The following is a 17582-nucleotide window of genomic DNA, read 5'->3' as shown; positions in this document are numbered from 1 at the left end:
CCAGACGGATCTCTTTCCGAGCATGCAGCATCAAGCCATCGCGGCGAGTGCTTCAACGTGAAAAGTGCGAGACAATATGTCCGCGATCGTCATCGCGATCTGGTGACCGGCGGCGAGCAGTCTATCAACCGACGGGCAGCGTTGACCGTGCCGCGCTCGGCGGGCCGTCATTCAGACGGTTCCAGGCGCGGCGGAGCTGCCGCGCCGAGCCGAAGCCGGCGCGCATCGCGACGGCCTCCATGTCCATCCGTGAACCGGAGAGCATCTCGCGGGCGAGAGCGACCCGCATAAGGTTGACGAAATCCGTAACGCTCATGCCCGTCTGTTCGTTGAACAGTCGTGAAAGGTTGCGCGGGCTGGCACCGCTGAGGCGGGCAAGGGACGCCACCGACCAGTCCTGAGTGGGGTTGGCGACCACCGCATCCTGCGCACGGTGAATGACCGGGTGAATATGGTTGCGGCCTTCAAGCCAGGGCGAAAGCTGCGGATCCGAGCCGCCGCGCCTGAGATAGACGACAAGATATCGCGCCACCGCAAGCGCGCAGGCATGTCCTGCTGCTTCGGCAACGATGTGCAACATGAGGTCTATGCCGGCGGTGATGCCGGCGCTGGTGAGGCGGTCTCCGTCCTCGACATAGAGCCGGTTGTCTCGGACGCGCGCGCTGGGCGCGAGCCTGATCAGATCTTCCATACAGCCGTGATGCGTGGTGCACTCGCAGCCGTCGAGCATTCCGGCCTCGGCAGCGAGCAATGCGCCCGAGCAGATCGAGACCAGACGAATTCCCGGAAGAATGGCGTGCTTCAGCCATGCGACGATGGCGGCCTGCTCGGCGCGTTCCTGTTCGTCCCACGGGCGGTTGTTATCCATCGGGGCATCGGCGCTGCCGGCAATGACGACAAGCGCGGAATCGGGCAAGCGCTCGGGTAACGCGGCGACGCCCGTAACGGCAAGACCGATCGAGCTGCCGACCGTCGCCGATGGGCCGATATAGGTCACGGTAAAACGCACCGTGGGCTGTTCGAGGTTCGCCTTGCGCAGCACTTCGATCGGGCCGGCCACGTCGAGCAGCAGCACGCGCGGCGGCACGACGACGAAGACCGGAATATCGAAGGGTTGCGCGGCGACCGTCATGCGGCGAGCGACTTTCCGCGCCCAGCCAGGGCCTCTTCGACGGTCGCGATCCGAGCGAAACGGCCCGACAGGACCAGTTCGGTCCGGTCCCGGATTTCCTTGGCGCTCCAGGTGCGTCCTGCGGCGTCGGTCATCGGAAAGGTCAGGGTCGCTTCACCGACATAGTCGACTTGATAGCCGAGATCCGAGGCGTGGCGGGTCGTGGTCTCGCAGCACTGTTCGGTGCGGATGCCGGAGACGAGGATACGGCGGACGCCGTTCTCGGTCAGCCACACGTCGAGACCGGAACCGACCAGGGCGCTATGGCGGTTCTTCCTGAACGTCGCCTTGGGCGCGATCCTGAGCGGGGCGAGTGTGCTGACGAACCCGGATGCTTCCGAGAACGGACCGTTTTCATCGACATGGAAGATCTGGATGATGGGTATTCCATCGGCTTCGGCGCCGTCGATCAGAGCCTGCTGACGATCGATATAGCCGGAAGCGAGGTTTTCATCCCAATAATTGCGGTGTCGGAAGGACTCTTGGGCGTCGATAACGAGAAGGACAGTATCATGGCCGGACATTTTTTGCTCCATGCAGGTTGATCATGAAGTCATATTCGGCGATTTGAAGACAGGGGAAAATGCGCGCGCCGGACAAATAACGGACAATTCGCGCCAACAGCGACACTGAGGGGCGGCCTTGCGCCAAGAGCCTCGAGCCACATCCGGCGCCTGCCGGCGGTGCTCACATAATCGGTCTGACTTCCCACGTAATTCCGGATCAGATATCAGCTCGTAAAGCTTCGCAGATCTCTTAGCAGGTTGCGGTACCTGGCCTGGCTGCCGACCAGATGGTCGCGCATGGCGTTGCGGGCGGCCTGCTCGTCCCTGTCCGAGATGGCGACGACGATTGCCTCGTGCTCCCTGTGGATCAGCTTTCGATAGGCGGTCTGTTCGGCCGTCCTCGATTCCGGGACGAGCCTCGACTGCGGGATGATCGCAGAGCCCTGCGATTCCAGGAACTGCCTGAACAGCGGATTGTTCGTGGCTTCGGCGATTGCGGCATGGAGCTCGAGATCCGCATCGCGAATGGATTGATCGCTCTCGATGCACTGGAGGATTTTCCGATGACATTCGAATATCGCTTCCTCCTGTGCCGGCGAGCGGCGCAGGGCCGCTAGGCCCGCCGCCTCGATTTCGACAGGTGTTCTGATCTCGAGGACCTCAAGATCGGAGGCGACGCGGGCCTTGTCGACTTTCCGCGCGGAAAGCGCCGGATCCGCGCCGAGTACGAAAATCCCGGCCCCCTGGCGCACCTCGACAAGCCCGTCGGAGCGCAGTGCTGCCACCGCCTCACGCACGACGGTTCGGCTGACGCTGTGCGTTTCGGTCAGCTCGTGTTCGCTCGGAAGCTTGTCGCCTGCGGAATACTGGCCGCTCAATATGGCTTGCCGGAGGCTTTCGCCAACCTGTGAGACCAGCGACCCGGAGCCTTTGCTGCGATCCTTCACCTGCATTGCCACGCTTGACCCCCGCATCGGCCTTGATCCGAATGCCGTTCAAACGCGCGGCATTGCGAAATTCACGATTCATCACACATGTATGACAAATTTTGCCGCCTTTCAATGGATAAGGGCCGACGAGAGAGAGTCAGGCACTGCGCTTACATCTCTCGACACCGGTTTGGCATATGCGTGAGGACCGGTGGAAGCACTCACAACCGCCTGGTCGATTCTCCGCGTACGAATCTCGGCGTCAGGATGAAATCTTCAGGCGGCGCGGCGGCGCCCTCGGGGCTTGCTATTCTTGCCAGGAGGCGTTGTGCCGCCAATTCCCCGAGCTTCTGCGCATCCTGCACCACCATGGTGATGCGAGGCGTGATGACATTGCTCCAGGGCACGTCGTCGACCATCGCCAGCGACACGTCGTCAGGGCAGCGGAAGCCCATCTCCTGCATGACCTGAAGTGCTGCTAGGCCGGTCATGTTGTTGGCGCCGATGATGGCGGTCGGCCGGTCGCGGCGGGTCAAGAGGCGCATCGCCTGTGCATGGCCGCCAGTCCGGGTGTAGCCGCCTTCGACCACCAGCGAAGGATCGATGTCCATACCGGCGCCGGCCATTGTGTTCATGAAACCCTTCAGGCGCTCGTCGGCAGTGTGCAGGCCGCTCGGCCCGGAGATGAAACCGATGCGCCTGTGGCCGAGCTGCAGCAGATGTTCGGTCAGGATGGTGGTGGTAAGCGGGTTGTCGGAACCGACAAAATCGCGTTCCGCCCCTTCCACCTTCTGGTCGAACATCACGATCGGGGTTTTGAAGTCGCGCAGGAACGTCGCGTACTCCTCGCCGTGCCCGTTTGCCGCCAGCGCAATTCCGGCGATCTTCTGCGCTTCCAGCCGCTCCAGCAGCGCCCGTTCGAGATCGGCCCTGCCGGAGGAGTCGGCGATCAGGACGAAATAACCGTGGTCGAGCGCCTGGTGCTCGATCTCTCGACGGATGTCGCCGAAGAACATGTTGCCGAGATTGGCCGAAACGAAGCCGATCAGCGAGCTGCGTCCGCGCGCCAGCGTCTGGGCCACCGGGTCGATGCGGTAACCGGTCGATTTTATCGCCCGCTGGATGCGGTCGAGCGTCTCGACGCCGACCCGCTTCGGGCTGTTGAGCGCGAGCGAGACGGTCGAGATGGAAACCCCCGCAAGGCGCGCTACGTCTCGTATCGTGGTCATGTCTGTCGAACCGGTTCTAATACCTTGTTATGTCCGATTTTATTGCTCGGCGCAACATTCATGCTTCAAATCGGTTGCTTTGTGGGGCTTGCCTTTCTGATCTTGTGATCGCGAATTTCGGCTTGACAGACATCGGATCAGGCGAGATGATCATTTACCGAACCGGTTCGATATGATGTCGAGCCGGAAAACAGGGAGGAGAAACCTGTGACGAGTTCGGAACGCCAGCCGGAAAATCCGGCATCGGGAGGGGCGGAGAAACATGCCTGGTTCAGCCAGGATCGCCTGGGCATGTTCATTCATTGGGGCCTCTATGCGCTGGGCGCCCGGCACGAGTGGTTGAAAAACCGCGAGGAACTGACCGACGAGCATTACCAGCGCTATTTCGACAATTTCGATCCCGATCTCTACGATCCCAAGGAGTGGGCCCGCCGTGCGCGTCTTGCCGGCATGAAATATGTCGTGGTGACGACCAAGCATCATGAGGGTTTCTGCCTCTGGGACAGCAAGGTGACGGACTACAAGGCGCCGAACACGCCCTGCGGCAAAGATCTGCTCACGCCGCTGGTCGAAGCCTTCCGTGCCGAAGGGCTGAAGATCGGCTTCTACTATTCGCTGCTTGACTGGCACCATCCCGATTTCCCGATCGACGTTCACCATCCGCTGCGCAACCATCCCGACGCCAAGGCGATGAATGCCGGCCGTAACATCGCCAACTACGCTGCCTATATGCGCGAACAGGTGCGCGAGCTTCTGACCGGCTTTGGCCGCATCGACATCATCTGGTTCGATTTCAGCTACCCAAGGCGGGAATATCACGGGCTGCCCGGCAAGGGGCGCGCCGATTGGGAGAGCGAGCGGCTGGTCGATCTGGTTCGCGAGCTGCAGCCCGGCATCATCGTCAACAACCGCCTCGATCTGCCGCCCGGCACCCTGCCTGACGTGACGACGCCGGAGCAATATACGCCGCGGGTCGCCCCCGCCATCGCCAGCCAGGGGGTGCTCTGGGAAGCCTGCCATACCTTCAGCGGCTCCTGGGGTTATCACCGCGACGAAGATACCTGGAAGAGCCCGGAACAGATCATCCAGCTGCTGATCGATTCCGTCGCGCTCGGCGGCAACCTCTTGATGAATGTCGGCCCGACCGGCCGGGGCACGCTCGATGCGCGCGCCATCAGCGCGCTCGAGGTCTATCAGAACTGGATGGAAGTCAACGGACGTTCCATCTATGGGGCAGGGCCATCCCGCTATCCGGTGCCGGCTGGCTGCCGTTATACCCAGCGCGGCAACCGCCTTTATCTGCACGTCTACAATTGGCCTTACCGCCACATCCACATCGAAGGTCTCGCCGACAGGATCGCCTATGCGCAATTCCTGCATGATGCCAGCGAGGTGCACTGGCTGAACCATGCCAAAGATGTGGATTCCAATATCGGCGTGACGGTGCCGGAAGGCATGATCACGCTCGAACTGCCGGTCCGGCGCCCGGACGTTACCGTGCCGGTGATCGAGATCGTCCTGAAGGCGTGAGCTCGATCGCACTTGCGTGTCCATTGCGTTCATGGAGGGAGGAGAAACCCATGAAGGTGTTGAAGAAAACGCTTATGCTTGCCGCAATCGGCGGTAGCCTTTTTGCCACAGCCGCATCGGCCGAACAGGTCAACCTGACCTGGCAGATGTGGACCGGCTCCGAAACCGACACCAAGAGCTGGCAACATCTGGCAGAGATGGTGACCGCCAAGTATCCCGACATCAAGGTAACGCTGACGACGACGGGCTGGGTCGATTACTGGACAAGGCTGCCGGTGCTGGCGGCATCGGGACAGCTCGCCGACATTGTTTCCATGCAGTCGCTGCGCATGCCGAACTTCTATTCGCTGCTCGAGCCCCTGAATGACCGGATCGAGGCCGATAAGTTCGACGTCAGCGCCTTCACCCCTTCGATCATCGGCGGCATGTCCGTCGACAAGCAGCTCTACGGTCTGCCCTACGATGTCGGTCCGTGGGTCATCTATTATAACCAGGACGCGCTCGAAGCCGCCGGCGTCCCGCTGCCGAAGCCTGGCTGGACGCTTGCCGAGTTCACCGATGCCGCCAAGAAGCTGACGAAAGACGGCAAATATGGCTTCGGCATCACTCCGACCAACTATTCGGTCCTAGCCGCGGCCTGGGGCGATAAATACGTCAACGACGCCGGAGAGCTTGACTTGACCAGTGCGAGCGCAGTTGCCGCTGCCGACAGGATGATCGGCTTTGCCGCCAAGGATAAGATCGCGCCGCTGGTTCCCTCGGGTGGCGCGGATCCCGGTGATGTCGTCCAGGGCCGGTTCAATTCGGGCAACGTCGCCATGTATATCGATGGTCCCTGGTCTATTATCGGCATGAAGGACCAGGCTAAGTTCAAGATCGGCCTCACCACCCTGCCGCGCGACAAAGGCGAACTCTCGGCCGTCACAGCAGGCTCCGGCTTCGGCATTTCCACGTCAAGCAAAAACAAGGATGCTGCCTGGCAGGCGATCCAGGTGCTGACCAGCCCGGAAGCCTTATCCTATCTCGCCGAGCAGGGCCGTGCCTTGCCAGCGCGCACGGCGTCGCAATCCGTCTGGTACAAGGTGGCGGCCAAGGACATCACCAATGGCGGCGAGGCCATCGACTATTCCCTGGCGCATTCCGTGCCTTACGTGATCACCAACAACTGGGCCGCGGTGGAAAACCTGTTCAACCAGTATTTCCCGCCGGCTTTCGCCGGTAGCGCCGATGCCAAGCAGACGATGGAGTCCATCCAGAGCCTTGCGCAGCAATAAAGCCAGCGCGTCCGACAGGACGCGCTAGCGCCCGCCCGTGGCAGGACCTGCCGCGCATGGAGGAAGACATGTCGCAAAGCGCTGTTGCCGAAGTTTCCTTGCAGCCCGGTCGGCCCCGGCGCTTCCTGAAGCCGGAGACGCAAACTGCCATGCTGTTCCTGTTGCCGAGCTTCCTCGGCTTCATGGTCTTCATGGCCTTGCCGATCGTGGCGTCGCTGGCGCTCAGCTTTACCAATTGGCAGCTGATCTCGACGCCGTCCTTCGTCGGCTTTCAGAATTATATCAGGCTCTTCACCGTTGATCCGGCCTTCTACACCATATTGCGCAACACGTTGCTCTTCGCCGTCGAGTATCTGGCGCTGAACCTCGTCATCTCGTTGACGCTGGCGGTCTGGATATCGAGCCTGAAGCGCGGCAAGGCAATCTTCCGGGTAATCTTCTTCCTGCCGACCTTCACGCCCACCATCGCGGCGTCGGTGGTGTGGCTGCTCATCTTTACACCGGACGGGCTGGCCGACACCATCATCCGCGCGCTCGGCCTCGGTCTGCCGAATTTCCTGCTGAGCTCGAGCTGGGCCATGCAGGCGATCGTGCTCGTCACCCTGTGGGCGAATGTCGGCTACAACGTCGTGATGTTCAACGCCGCGCTCGACCTTGTGCCGAAGCACTATCTCGAGGCGGCGACGATCGACGGCGCCAATGCCTGGCAGCGCTTCTGGCGCATCCGCCTGCCGCTCATATCGCCGACCATCTTCTTCGGCACCGTGATGACGGCCATCACCTCGCTGCAGATCTTCGACGAGATATTCGCGATGACGCGCGGCGGGCCGGGCTCGGCGACGGCCACGCTAGGCTTTGCCATCTACCAGAAGGGCTTCACCAATTTCCAGATGGGCTATGCCTCGGCTCTCGCCTGGGTGATGTTCGTCATGATCATGGCGCTCACCATCTTGCAATTCCACATGCAGCGCAAATGGGTGCATTATGACGATTGACCCGACCTCACGGCATCCGCATTCCGTGTCCCAGCATCGTCACCGCATATTGCGGCGCATCGGCTCCTTCGCCAGTTACACGGGGCTTTCGCTGATTGCGCTGCTTTTCCTCTTCCCGTTCTTCTGGATGGTGTCGAACGCCGTGCGCTCCAATGCCGAGGTGATGGCCGTGCCGGTCCGCATCTTCCCCGAGGAATATCATTGGGGAACATTCGTCGAAGCCGTGGTTTCCCTGCCGTTCGGAACCTTCCTGTTGAATTCCTTCGTGGTCGCCTGCGGCGTTACGGCGATCGTGATTGCGGTCTCCTGCCTGTCTGCCTACGCCTTCGCCCGGCTGAGGTTTCCCGGCCGGGAGGGGCTGCTGCTCACCTATCTCACCACGCTGATGATCCCGCAGGTGATGCTGGTCATCCCGCTCTTCCTCATCGTCAGTACGTTCGGCTGGATCAACACCTATCACGGCATGATCCTGCCGGTCGCCTTCAGCTCTTTCGGTACCTTTCTGCTGCGGCAGTTCATCCTCGGCATTCCCAAGGATCTCGACGAGGCGGCGATGATGGACGGGGCTTCGCGCCTGCGCATCCTGGTTACGGTCATCATTCCGCTTGCCATGCCGGCCATCGGCCTGCTGGCGCTGTTCACCTTCATCGCACAATGGAAGAGTTTCCTCTGGCCGCTGATCGCCACCAGCGGCGTCGAAATGGCCACGCTGCCGCTCGGGCTCACCCTGTTCCAGACACAGCAGGGAACTGCGTGGAACTACATCATGGCCGGCGCGACGATCTCCATGGTGCCGGGTGTCATCCTGGCCATCGTGCTGCAGAGGGTGATCTACAAGGGTATCACCGTCAGCTCCGGCTTCGGTGGGCGCTAATCTTCATAAGAACAAGACTTCAAGCGCATCCCATCAAGCTTGGCGTGATGTCCTTCAAGTCCGGTCGATCGCTGCCGAAGAAGGCGCTCCCTGCCGCCGCAAGATCATACCCTCGCGCTTAACTTTTGCTTTCGGAAGAAAAGTAAAATTTAACCAAAATTTGAAATAACCCTTTCATATTCGAATTGTGCAGGGGAATTCATGAAAACGGCTACGCTTGCATCCATCGCCTTGGCGATATCGATCTCTGCTGCCCACGCCCAGACGATCGGGGTTTCGATGTCCGATCTCGACAAATTCAGAACAGCGCTTCTGAACGGCGTCGTCTCGCATGGGCAGACGATATCAGGCCTCAAGCTCGTCACCGAAAGTGCCAAGGGCGACAACGAGCTCCAGAAGCAGCAGGTGCAGAACCTCATTGCCGACAAGGTCGACGCCATTATCCTTGCTGTCTCCGATGGCGACCTCGGGCCGCAAATGACCAAGATGGCGGCAGATGCCGGTATTCCGCTGGTCTACATCAACAATGTTCCTTCCAACCTACTGGACCTGCCTGATAATCAGGTAGTGGTCGCCTCCAACGAGAAGGAATCTGGAACACTGGAGACCAAGCAGGTCTGCGCGCTCCTCAAAGGCAAAGGGCGCGTCGTCGTGCTGATGGGCGAACCCTTCCACGCGGCCGCCCGCGCCCGCACGCAGGACATCTCCGACGTCATCGCCACCCCGGATTGCCAGGGTCTTCAGATCGTCGAGCGGCAGGCCGCCTATTGGTCGAGCGATTATGCCGACCAGCAGATGCAGGAATGGCTGTCGGCCGGTGTCAAGTTCGACGCGGTCATCGCCAATAATGACGAGATGGCGCTCGGTGCGATCCGGGCCATGAAGAAGAACAATATCCCGATGAAGAACGTCGTCGTCGCCGGCGTCGACGCGACCGACGACGCGCTCGCCGCGATGGTGGCCGGCGATCTCGACGTCACCATTCTCCAAAGCGCCGTCGGACAGGGCGCTGCCGCTGTCGACGCTGCCGTCAAGCTGATCCGCAAGGAGAAGGTGCCGCGCGAAAACAACGTTCCCTTCGAACTCGTCACACCTGAGAACATTGCCACCTATCTGCCGAAGAGCCAGTGACATAAGAGGACTATGATGTTGCATTTCTGGAATAAATTCGGCATTCGCGCACAGATCACCTCCGGCTTCGTACCGCTGATCCTGTTGATGAGCCTGCTCACGGTCAGCGCGATCTCTGGTATGAACGGGCTCGCCTCGATCTTCTCGTCTTATCGCGCCACCGCCGGCCAAAGTCTCGCCATCTCGGATTACAGCGACCAGCTGAACGAGATTCAGATGTCGGCGGAAGCCTTCCGCTCCACGCCGACGCAGGATGTCGTCGATCGCTTCCGCGCCGGCGTGAAAGCCTTCGACGCCGACGACCCGCGTTTTGCCGGCAACAGGGACCTGCAGTCCGGCCTTGCGGCAATCCGCCAGGACATTGCCACCTATGGCAAGGCTTTCGAACAGATTGTCGCCCTGCAGGCCAGGCGTGATGCCTTGATCTCCAAGGTCACCGAATTCGGCCCCTGGACCAGCATCGCGCTCAACGATGTCGTGCGCAGCGCCTGGCGCCAGAACGATGTGCCGCTGCTGCAGATGACGGCGGCGACACTGGAGGCCTTGAACCGCAGTCTCTATTTCTCCGAACGCTTCGTGCATTCCGATGATTTTGCCGCCTACGACACGGCCCAGGCAGCACTGGCCGAAGCGGTGGCGCTCAACGATGCCGCCGCCAAGGCCGCAAAGAACGAGCTGCAGAAGAAGCGCCTGATGGGCGCCGGCCAGCTCATGCAAAACTACACCGCCCGTCTCGGCGACATGAAGGAGGTCCTGCAGGCTTCCGGCAATATCCGCCAGACGCAGCTCAGCGTGCTCGCGCCGAAAATCTCAGGTGGCTTCAAGGATCTGCAGGCAACCGTTACCGGTGCGCAGAAGACCCTTGATGGTTCGGTGGACGCAACGGTTGCCTCCGCGACCAGCACGACGCTTGTCATCAGCGGGCTGCTGATCGTCATCGGCCTCGTGCTTTCCTATTTCGTCGGCCGGTTGATTTCCTCTGCGGTGCGCAACATGGCGCAGTCCATGGAGCAGCTTGCCCGCGGCGAGGAAGGGATCGTGGTAACGGGCGTCGAGCACCGCCACGAGCTGGGGGCCATGGCGCGTTCGCTGAAGGTTTTCCAGGAAACGGGCCGCGCCAAGCTGATCGCGGAAGCCAATGCCGAACGCGCCCGCCTGGCGGCCGAAGAAGAGCGGCTGCGCCAGGAGGCTGAGCGGCTCAGCGATGCGCAGGTGATGGAGCATGCCTTCCGGCAGATTTCCGTCGGGCTGGACGCGCTGTCCAAGGGTGACCTCACCGTCCGCGTCGGCGAAGTCGACCATCGCTACGTGAGGATCCGAGATCATTTCAACAATTCGGTCGCGAGCCTCGAAGAAGCGGTCGATTCCGTCATTCGCGCGGTCGCCACCATCCGCTCCGGCCTTGCGGAAATCTCCACGGCGTCCAACGATCTCGCTCGCCGCACCGAGCAGCAGGCAGCCTCGCTGGAAGAAACCGTCGCGGCGCTGGGTGACGTGACCCGCGGCGTCAATGGAACGGCGGAGGGCGCAAGCCGCGCTCAGGCTGTCGTGGCAACCGCCCGAACCAACGCCGAAAAGGGTGGAGAGATCGTTGCCCGCGCCATCGATGCGATGACGGAAATTCAAAATTCGTCGTCGAAGATCGGTAACATCATCAGCGTCATCGACGAGATCGCCTTCCAGACCAACCTGCTGGCGCTGAATGCCGGCGTGGAAGCGGCGCGCGCCGGAGAGGCAGGCAAGGGCTTTGCTGTCGTCGCCCAGGAAGTCCGCGAACTCGCCCAGCGCTCCGCCAATGCAGCGAGGGAGATCAAGCAGCTGATCTCCACCTCGTCGGCGCAGGTCAAGACCGGCGTCGAGCTGGTGGGTGAATCCGGCCTCTCGCTCGAACAGATCGTCGAGCAGGTCACCGCCATGAATGCAACCGTGGCCGAGATCGCCGTTGCCGCCCGCGAACAGGCGACGAGCCTGCGCGAAGTCTCGGCTGCCGGCGACCAGATGGACAAGGTGACGCAGCAGAACGCCGCGATGGTCGAGGAAACGACGGCCGCCGCCCAGAGCCTGACACATGAAACCGAAGGCCTTGCCGAATTGCTGCGGCGGTTCAGAACGGGCAGCGGCCGGGCGTCGGAGCATCGCCACTACGCGATGGCATCCTGACGTTCGGATGCAGGCAAGCAAACGCCGTCGCCTCGTAAGGGCGGCGGTGAGCGAATATCTGGCGTCGCGTCAGTGGCTTCCGGATGCCGGACCGGCGGAGTGGCCGGCAATGCTCTTGCGAACGTGACGAACCGCCGTCCAGACGGCAAAGAGCACCAGCGGGATGGCGCCGAGAACGGCAAGCTTCGCCACGTGGGGATCGACACCCAGTTCGGAAATACTTTCGAGGCAGATCTTCGCCAGGCCGACGGTGTAATAGGTGATGGCGATGACGGAGAAGCCTTCGACCGCCTGCTGGATATGCACCTGGATGCGCGCACGCTCTTCCATGGACGTCAGCAGCGAGGCGTTCTGATCTTCGAGCTGAACCTGCACGGTGGTTCTGAGCAGGTCGCCGGCGAGACTGACGCGTTCGGCCAGTTCGTCGAGGCGCCGTTCTGCCGCATAGACCGAGCGGACAGCCGGTTGGAAGCGCCGATCAATGAACGTACCCAGCCTTTGCCTTTGCTCGACCCGCTCTTCTCGAAGTTCCGACAGCCTGCTTGCCACGATCTCAGCATAGGCTTTCGTCGCGCCGAACCGGTGGCGGGCGAGGGCGGAGAAGTTGAGCACATCAGAGGAGAGCCTGGTCACCTCGGACAGCAGCGCCTTGTCGACTTTGACGGCGCTCTGCATATGCGCGATCAAGAGATCGAGGCGCCGGTCGAAGGTTGAAAGCTTCGATACTGTCTCGCGCGCCATCGGCAGCGCAAGAAGCGCCATCATCCTATAGGTCTCGATTTCGAGGAAACGCCGGACCATACGTCCGGTCCTGTAGGCGTTGAGGTTGCGGTTGAAGAATAGGAACTCGACGAAACCGCTGTCGCTCAGGCGGAAGTTCGAATGCACCTCCGCATCGCCGCCGCCAACCTGGGATGCGACATAGTCCAGTTTCGGTTTTTCGGGACGATTTCCGCCCGTCTCGTCGCGCACCAGCACCCGGACTGCGGCGATGACCTTTCCGTCGATCTGGCGGCAGCAGGCCTGAAAGGCCGCCGGCGGATTGCTGCCGGGTTCGGCCGATGCCGGCACGACGAAGGTGAGGGTCAGGAACTCGGTATGGGCTTCCCATTTCAGTCGGCCGTCGCCGACGCGACCGGTGCCGTGGTTGCCCTCGCCGGTCATGGTGACATCTTCCAATCCCGGCAGGGACTTGGGCAGCAAAGGAGGGCCATTCTCGCCGACGATGGCGATGTGCCAGACGTCGGTGTCGCCATCGAAATAAAGTGACGGGCGCGCATGGAGCTCGTTGTGAAGTTCCCTTCGCAGCGGATGCTCGGAGCCGAGTGGCATGAAAAATGCACCTCAATGGGCTGGACTGTCGCCGATTTGCCGACGTTACTAAATTGAGCCTGAGCCGACGCGCCGCGCAGGCCGACAACGCGTATAGCCTCTCCTGGACCCTGTGTCACGACCGCCAGACGGTCCCTCTTGTCTAATCGCTCTGATGATATGCCGCGTCGGCTTGGCTGGCTGTCAGGGCGAGCGCCGGACAAGGACGTTTCCGAGCAGTTGAGCGGCAGTGCCTGTCGACATCGCGGCGAGAAAGGCGGGCTTCGCCTTCTCCCGAGAAGATCGTTCCGAGCGCCTTCCTTGCGGGACGTAGCGTGGTTCCTCGACAATTCGAAAATGATCGAACTGTCGGGGACGCGGTGTGGGCAGGGGCGAAAACGATCAGCCACGGCCCGTTGCGGGGCCGTGGCTGACGCAGCGCGCAATCTGTGGGAGACAGGCGCGGCCGGTTACTTGTTGGCGGCGAGGGCCACGTTGACCTTGTCGACGTCGGCGCTCATCGCCTTGAACGTATCGTCGAGGGAAAGCTCGCCGACGATAAGCTGGCTCATTCTCTGGACGATGAGCTGATAGATGGCGGAGGATCCCTTGAGGCGTTCGAGGTCGCGGGCGGCCTTCGGTGCGCTGTTGCGGCTTGCGAGGAAGACGGCCATGGCCTCCTTGGCGTTCTTGCTCTCGAGCTTGTACTGCGGGTCCTTGATGTCGGCGCCGGTCAGGATGACGTAGTTTTCGGCGATTTCACGCTGGACCTTTTCAGAGCCGAGGAACTCGATGAACGAGGCTACGGCCTGTGGGTACTTGGTGCGCTTGAATCCGACGATCGCTGTGCCCCCCGGCATCGCATAGCAGCCGGCATCGCCGCAGGGTGCGCTGATCGCCGTCCAGTCGAAGGCGTCGCCGATCTTCTTCTGGAACGGATTGACCATCCAGTTGCCGGCGAGATAGGTCACGACATTGCCGTTGACGAACTCGTCACCCATGTTCTTGTACTGGGTTCCGCCGGCAGCGCCCCACATTTCCTTCGGGAAGGATCCGTCCTTCGTCCAGTTATAGAGATCGGTGATGTAGTGCTTGGCGGCATCGTCGGGGAACGAGAACTTGCCGTCCTTGACGTAGTTCGAGCCGTAGGAGAAGGCCGCGCCGGAGAAGCGATGGCCCGAGCGATCCATGGTGAAGGGGATCTGGGCGCCGGTCGCCTTGGCGACGCGCGCCGAGGCTTCGACGATGTCCTTCAGCGTGGCGGTGGGCTTCGGAAGCGGTTCGCTGGCCTGTTCGAAGAGCGTCTTGTTGACGAAGGGCAGGTTGAAGGTCTGCGAGGCGACATAGCCGTTGATCGAGTTCGGATCGTTGACGCCGGGGAAGCGAAGCGTGTTCAAGCTGTCGCCGTGCAGCTTGGCGAAGCCGTCCGGATCCTTCATCAGCGGGCGCATGTCGAGGTAGTAGGGCGCCAGTTGCCAGTCGGTGATCTTGGCAACGTCGGGACCTTCGCCGATGGCAAGCTGCACCGGCAGCTGCTTGGCGACGGCATCATAGCCCGACGAAACGAAATTCACCTTGATGTCGGGATGCGCCGTCTCGAATTCCTTGCTCAGCGCTTCCATCCGCTCGACATAAGCCTGGTCGTCGTCGGTGAAGAGAAAGGTGATCGTCTGGGTTTCCGCCATCGCCACGCTGGACCATGCGAAAGAAACGGTGGCCAGCGCCAGTGCGAAAGCCCCTGAAAGATAGGTTTTCATTTTCATCCTCCCATGAAAACATTTTCATCAATCGCGGCCTAAGCCATCGATAAGTGAATTTCATATACTTGACATTCGTTCCGTCAAGCTATTTTCTACCCGAATAGCGATGTTTTTGGGCAATTTTCCAAAGTCACGCAGCTAAATGACATAATGAAAATATTTTCATTGGATTGCGGAGGAGGCGATCTGTGAAAACGGAAAGCATCAAGCAGCCGAGCGACATGGCGCCGGCCTACAGCGTGGCCGAGGGGCAGACGGTGACGGCATGGGCCGTTTCCGGCCTCATTGCCAGCTATTTTCCCGGCGAGCCGGCCCCAGCCGAAGACCGCGTGAACTATCGTTTCATCAACGGTTTCGTCGATGTCGGCGACCTGCCTTGCCGCAAGGCCTTCTGGTCGACCATGGTGGGGCGGCCGCTGGCACCCGACACGTCCTGGCCGACCGAAAGCCTCTATCTTCCCGGCTCGAACCGCCGCGTCGAGTTCACCAGCTTCTGGCATGTGCCCACACATGTCAGGCGATGGCTGAAGGGCACGTTCAGGACGGACGCTCCGCGCACGCTCCATCTCGCGCTCAAGACCTGCGGCGGCGTTCGCATCTGGGTCAACGGGCAGGAGGCGGTGCGCTTCGAGCCATTCAAGCGCAACGTCGAAAGCGCGACTGAGATAACGCTGCCGCTCGAAGCCGGCGACAACGAGATTGTCGTCCATACTGAAGACCTTGCCGAGCGCGACACCACCTGGTTCTTCGAGCTTGAAATGCTGGACGACGAACCGCTCTCGGTGCTGCTGCCGGTGTCGCTCGACCAGGACGAGGTGCGCGAACTGGAAGCCCTTTCGCGCGGGGTACGCCCAGCCTGCGACGTCTTCGTCAACCAGCCGCTGGAAATCATCTTCGACACGGCGCCCGAGCGCGACCTGCCGGTGGAGCTCAAGGTTGTCGGCCACGGCCATGAGCGGCCCATTCTCGCCCATTCGAAACTGACCCTGCATGCTCATCAGAGCCGCCTGATCGCCGAGGATGTCTGCGGCATTGCGGACGGTTATCACGGCATCCATATGACGATCGGCTCCGGGCCGGGTTTGGTCACCCGCGTCATCGATGCCGCCTTCATGAGCAGCCTTTCGCCATTGCCGGCCGAGGCACCGCTTTCCGCCCGCAAGCGGCAGGCGCTGGAATACAGCGCCCGCTTCGGCGCCAACCGCGCCGGGCGGCTGATCGCGATGATGGAAACCGGTCATGACGACCAGGAAAGCTTCGACCGCATCGTCGAAGCGACGCTCGCCTCGATCGATGCGCGGGAGGATTGTTCGGACTTCATCATGGTGCCTCTCCTGTGGCTGCTCGGCGCCTATGGCGACCGGATGCCCAAGGCCACGGTCGATCGCATCCGCCGTTCCGTTCTCTCCTATCGCTACTGGGTCGACGAGCCGGGCAATGATGCGATGTGGTTCTGGAGCGAGAACCATGTGCTCTGCTTTCATACCAGCCAGCTGCTGGCCGGACTTCTTCTGCCCGACGAGCTGTTTTCGGCCTCGGGGCGGACGGGACGGCAGCAGGCGGAACTCGCCGTCAGGCGCCTCGGGCGCTGGTTCGACAGCGTCGAGGCTCATGGCCTGGCGGAATGGAATTCGGCCGCCTATTACCCGATCGATTTCATCGGCCTGCTCGCGCTGGAGCGCTGGGCCGAGAGCGAGATCGCCGATCGCGCCCGCGGCCAGATCGATCTCATCTTCCGCATGATCGCCCTTCATACGCTTGCCGGCGTTCCGGCCGGCTCGCAGGGCCGTGCCTACGACAAGGAGCTGCGCGCCGGCCCGCTGACCGAGCTTGCGCCCTTCGCCCAGGTCGCCTTCGGGACCGGCTGGCTGAACAACGGCGTCGCGGCATTGACCATGTTCTGTGCCGGCGGCTACGAGCCCCCCGCCGACCTGACCGAGCTTGCCGTCCTTCCCAGGGGCAGAAACGTCGAGGCGCGTTACAGCCAGGGACTCGAGAGCGGAAAACTCGTGCTGTTCAAGAACGAAGCGGCGCAGCTTTCGACTGTCGTCGATCACAAGACCGGCCAGAAGGGGCACCAGCAGCATGTCATCGACATCCGGCTGGCCGGCCATCCGATGGCGAGGCTGTGGGTCAACCATCCCGGTGAGGACGATCCCTGGGGCAATCAAAGGCCATCCTATTGGGCCGGCAACGGCATCCTGCCGCGTGTCGCCCAGCATCGCGACGTCGCCCTCCTGATCGAGGACACAAGCGACGCACGCCATGCGTGGACGCATGCCTATATCGGCCGCGACGGCCTGGACGATCTCATCGTCGAAGATAAGTGGCTGATCGCGCGATCGGGCCGAGGATTTGCCGCCCTCTGGGCGTCGAACGGTCTGGGATTGATCATCGACGGCCCGACCGCCGGCCGCGAGGCGCGCTCCCACGGATCGCTTTGCGGCTGGGCGGCGATCGTCGGATGCGGCAACAGTGACGCCTTCAAGGCGTTCATCGAACGCCTGTGCCAGACAACGGTTTCCTTCGACCCAGAGCTTCGGCGTCTCGCGCTGACGCCACCGGGCGGCCCAGCGATTGGCCTGTCCTATGCCGACGGTCTTTCGATCGGCGGCGAGGCGAGGCCCTTCACCCACGATCAGCCGCACCCGATCCTCACCCACGACAGTGCAGCCTCCGGCGCCGGCACTGACGGGCCGTTCTACTCGTAAA

General features: G+C 61.8%; 13 protein-coding genes. 7 read left to right on the top strand and 6 right to left on the bottom strand.

Features of this window, described 5'->3' with window-relative positions:
- Positions 1-124: 124 nt before the first annotated feature.
- The 4 genes from G9X64_RS02910 to G9X64_RS02895 form a co-directional block, all read right to left on the bottom strand.
- Positions 125-1132, bottom strand: a complete 1008-nt coding sequence (locus tag G9X64_RS02910) for a GlxA family transcriptional regulator (protein ID WP_171375893.1) — start codon at positions 1130-1132, stop codon at positions 125-127.
- Positions 1129-1707, bottom strand: a complete 579-nt coding sequence (locus G9X64_RS02905; protein WP_171375892.1) for an isochorismatase family protein — start codon at positions 1705-1707, stop codon at positions 1129-1131. The genes G9X64_RS02910 and G9X64_RS02905 overlap by 4 nt, the downstream gene beginning before the upstream one ends.
- 194 nt (positions 1708-1901) lie before the next feature.
- Positions 1902-2651, bottom strand: a complete 750-nt coding sequence (locus G9X64_RS02900; protein WP_131708063.1) for a FadR/GntR family transcriptional regulator — start codon at positions 2649-2651, stop codon at positions 1902-1904.
- A 176-nt stretch (positions 2652-2827) separates the two neighbouring features.
- Positions 2828-3835: a LacI family DNA-binding transcriptional regulator gene (locus tag G9X64_RS02895; RefSeq protein WP_168308326.1), complete on the bottom strand. Its 1008-nt coding sequence runs from the start codon at positions 3833-3835 to the stop codon at positions 2828-2830.
- 207 nt (positions 3836-4042) lie between these two features.
- Between G9X64_RS02895 and G9X64_RS02890 the strand changes: the two genes are divergently transcribed.
- The 6 genes from G9X64_RS02890 to G9X64_RS02865 all read left to right on the top strand — a co-directional run bounded on the left by G9X64_RS02890 (position 4043) and on the right by G9X64_RS02865 (position 11799).
- Entirely contained in the window at positions 4043-5365 is a 1323-nt protein-coding gene (locus G9X64_RS02890; protein ID WP_168315975.1) for an alpha-L-fucosidase, read from the top strand.
- A gap of 50 nt (positions 5366-5415) precedes the next feature.
- The gene (locus G9X64_RS02885) at positions 5416-6639 is read left to right on the top strand and encodes an ABC transporter substrate-binding protein (protein ID WP_168315976.1); all 1224 of its coding nucleotides are present in this window, start codon (positions 5416-5418) and stop codon (positions 6637-6639) included.
- A gap of 68 nt (positions 6640-6707) precedes the next feature.
- Positions 6708-7634, top strand: a complete 927-nt coding sequence (locus G9X64_RS02880; protein ID WP_168308323.1) for a carbohydrate ABC transporter permease — start codon at positions 6708-6710, stop codon at positions 7632-7634.
- The gene (locus G9X64_RS02875; protein WP_168315977.1) at positions 7624-8508 is read left to right on the top strand and encodes a carbohydrate ABC transporter permease; all 885 of its coding nucleotides are present in this window, start codon (positions 7624-7626) and stop codon (positions 8506-8508) included. Before G9X64_RS02880 ends, G9X64_RS02875 begins: the two co-directional genes overlap by 11 nt.
- 201 nt (positions 8509-8709) lie before the next feature.
- Positions 8710-9639: a substrate-binding domain-containing protein gene (locus G9X64_RS02870; RefSeq protein ID WP_168315978.1), complete on the top strand. Its 930-nt coding sequence runs from the start codon at positions 8710-8712 to the stop codon at positions 9637-9639.
- A 15-nt stretch (positions 9640-9654) separates the two neighbouring features.
- On the top strand, positions 9655-11799 hold the full coding sequence (locus G9X64_RS02865) for a methyl-accepting chemotaxis protein (RefSeq protein WP_168316083.1): 2145 nt from the start codon (positions 9655-9657) through the stop codon (positions 11797-11799).
- Positions 11800-11868: 69 nt separating this feature from the next.
- Here G9X64_RS02865 and G9X64_RS02860 read toward each other — a convergent pair whose 3' ends face one another.
- Together G9X64_RS02860 and G9X64_RS02855 are read right to left on the bottom strand one after the other, a co-directional pair.
- Entirely contained in the window at positions 11869-13131 is a 1263-nt protein-coding gene (locus G9X64_RS02860; RefSeq protein ID WP_168315979.1) for a DUF3422 domain-containing protein, read from the bottom strand.
- A gap of 449 nt (positions 13132-13580) precedes the next feature.
- Entirely contained in the window at positions 13581-14867 is a 1287-nt protein-coding gene (locus tag G9X64_RS02855; protein WP_168315980.1) for an ABC transporter substrate-binding protein, read from the bottom strand.
- 191 nt (positions 14868-15058) lie between these two features.
- Here G9X64_RS02855 and G9X64_RS02850 point away from each other — a divergent pair, with 191 nt between their 5' ends.
- Entirely contained in the window at positions 15059-17581 is a 2523-nt protein-coding gene (locus G9X64_RS02850) for a hypothetical protein (RefSeq protein ID WP_168315981.1), read from the top strand.
- The last annotated feature ends 1 nt before the right edge of the window (position 17582 follow it).

It is taken from the genome of Rhizobium sophorae (assembly GCF_013087515.1).
GTDB classification, from domain to species: domain Bacteria; phylum Pseudomonadota; class Alphaproteobacteria; order Rhizobiales; family Rhizobiaceae; genus Rhizobium; species Rhizobium sophorae.
This window is presented reverse-complemented; position numbering and strand designations above follow the sequence as displayed.